The organism is Mesorhizobium sp. M7A.F.Ca.CA.004.04.2.1, assembly GCF_004022825.1.
Classification (GTDB): Bacteria; Pseudomonadota; Alphaproteobacteria; order Rhizobiales; family Rhizobiaceae; genus Mesorhizobium.
Genome location: NZ_RZPH01001003.1, coordinates 1 through 2151 on the forward strand (window position 1 = coordinate 1; position 2151 = coordinate 2151).

Annotated in this window: 2 protein-coding genes; one reads left to right on the forward strand and one right to left on the reverse strand. The window is 62.4% G+C overall.

The genetic code is table 11. The annotated features are described in order from the left end of the window. Positions 1-365: 365 nt before the first annotated feature. On the forward strand, positions 366-1247 hold the full coding sequence (locus EN893_RS30415; RefSeq protein WP_127269138.1) for a DMT family transporter: 882 nt from the start codon (positions 366-368) through the stop codon (positions 1245-1247). Positions 1248-1258: 11 nt separating this feature from the next. Here EN893_RS30415 and EN893_RS30420 read toward each other — a convergent pair whose 3' ends face one another. Beyond that, positions 1259-2062, reverse strand: a complete 804-nt coding sequence (locus tag EN893_RS30420; protein ID WP_127270750.1) for a potassium channel family protein — start codon at positions 2060-2062, stop codon at positions 1259-1261. Positions 2063-2151 lie beyond the last annotated feature (89 nt).

Here is a 2151-nt window from a genome sequence, read left to right on the forward strand (position 1 = left end):
GAACGTGCAGGACACGTTCACGGTCGGCGCATCGGTGGTGACCTTGACGATACCCTTGCCGGCGAAATTGCCCTTGAACGCCTGGAGAAATTGGGCCTCGTCGGCATGTGCCGCACCTGCCGCAACCAATAAGCCGCCGGTAAGCGCGAATTGCGCGAAGGATCTCATTGAAGCTCTCCTTGTCGATCTTGAAAAAGGCGGGACGGTCCGCGAGCACGGCTGACCACCGGAACTCAACGCCACTTGCGGTTTCAGGTTCCGCCCGCCACACGACTGTTTTACAACATCCAGCCAGTCGCGACTGGCCCAGAAGAATGCCTTGTGTAGCGATTGCGGCAGAAGCCCTCGCCTGCGACATAGCGCGAATGGCACCCACCCCCTCGATCCCCAAGGCCGCGTTCTGGATGGCACTGTCGATCGCTTCCTTCCTTGGGATGACGGTCGCCGGCCGAGCCACGACAGCGGAGCTCAACGTCTTCCAGGTGCTTGAGTTGCGCTCTGTGATCGGCTTCTTCATCCTTCTGCCGCTGGTGATGATGAGTGGCGGTTTTCGAGCCATGCGCACGCAGCGCCCCATTGCCCATATCGCCCGCAACGTCATCCATTACACGGGCCAGGCGGCCTGGCTCTACGCCCTCACTTTGATCCCGCTGGCGGTGCTGATCTCGATCGAATTCACCACGCCGATCTGGACAGCTATCCTGGCGGTGATTTTTCTGGGCGAAAGGCTGAACCGGCCCAAGCTGGCAGCGATCGGGCTGGGGCTGATCGGCGTGGTGATCATCGTGCGCCCCGGTGTCGGCTCGGTCGACCCTGGACATCTCGTCGTGCTGGGTGCCGCGGCCTGCTTCGGCATCTCGGTGGTCACGATCAAATCGCTGACCCGGACTGACAGCGTCGTGCGCATCATCTGCTGGATGCTGATTATCCAGTCGATGGTCGGTCTCATCCCGGCGCTCTATACGTGGCGCAATCCGCCACTGGAGCTATGGCCGTGGATCGTGCTGATCGCTTTCACCGGCATGTCGTCGCATTTCTGTATGGCCCGCGCGCTTGGCTATGCCGATGCGACCATCGTCTCGCCGATGGATTTTCTGCGCGTGCCGCTATCGGCGCTGATTGGCTGGCTGCTCTATAGCGAGCAGATCGATGCCTTCACCGCCGGCGGCGCGCTGCTGATCCTGATGGGCAATCTGCTCAATCTTCAGCGCAGGGCTATAAAGCCGGCCGAAGTGGCGGCGTCGTAGTACGCCGGCCGTCAGTTCCCTTCGTCGGGTATGTTGAGAAGATGACCGCAGGCTTTGCAATGCACGGCGTCCGGCTCGTGCCGCCGCAAGCCGCACTGCGGACAGGGAAACAAAACCTTGGCTGGCCGGAAGATCGCCTGAGCCAGTCTGACAAACAGCGATATGCCGATGATCATGGTGACGATTGCGGTCAGCTTGCCGGCTATGCCCGGCAGCACGATGTCGCCGAAGCCGGTCGTCGTCACCGTGGCGACGGTGAAATAAAGCGCGTCGACATAGTTTTCCAGACCGGCGCCAGTGCGGAAGAAGAACGTGTAGACGAAGCCGGTGATGACGAACAGGAAGGTCAAAAGGTTGATGACCGCGTGGCTGGCCTCGCGCCACGGCCTCAGGCCGCGCATCTCCAGATGCCGCCAGAGCGAACCGCTGCGCGACAGCGACCACAGCCGCAGGATGCGCAGGAAGGCGAGATTGGCGAACGCCGTCGGCATCAGCAGCGTCAAAAGGATGAAGACATCGACCCACGACGTCGGCTGCTTCATCAGCCGCAGCATGTTTTTGGAGGCAAGCAGCCGGGCGACCAGATCCGCGGCGACAAGCGCGGCCGCCGAATAGTCGAGCCAGAGGAAGGACGGCTTGTCCTGAAGAACCGGCGTCGCGATGAAGAAGGCGATGATGGCGAGGTCGATGACGACGGCCACCAGTTGGAACCGGAAAGCGGCCGGCGTGCGCCCATGATAGAGCCTGCGCAGCCTGTCACGCAGCCGCGCCAAGGCTGAAACCGCCTGCGACCCGTTCCTCTGCGCCGGCTTCATACTGACTGCGCTGGCGTTCGCGGCAGCGACCGCCCGGCTGACCGCCGCGCGCGAGAAAGAGCGGGGGTCACACCAGCTCCACTTCGACC

What these genes read in the sequence shown, in the direction of transcription:
- EN893_RS30415 (WP_127269138.1), top strand. Translation starts at nt 366, where the DNA reads ATGGCACCCACCCCCTCGATCCCCAAGGCCGCGTTCTGGATGGCACTG.
- EN893_RS30420 (WP_127270750.1), bottom strand. Translation starts at nt 2,062, where the DNA reads ATGAAGCCGGCGCAGAGGAACGGGTCGCAGGCGGTTTCAGCCTTGGCG.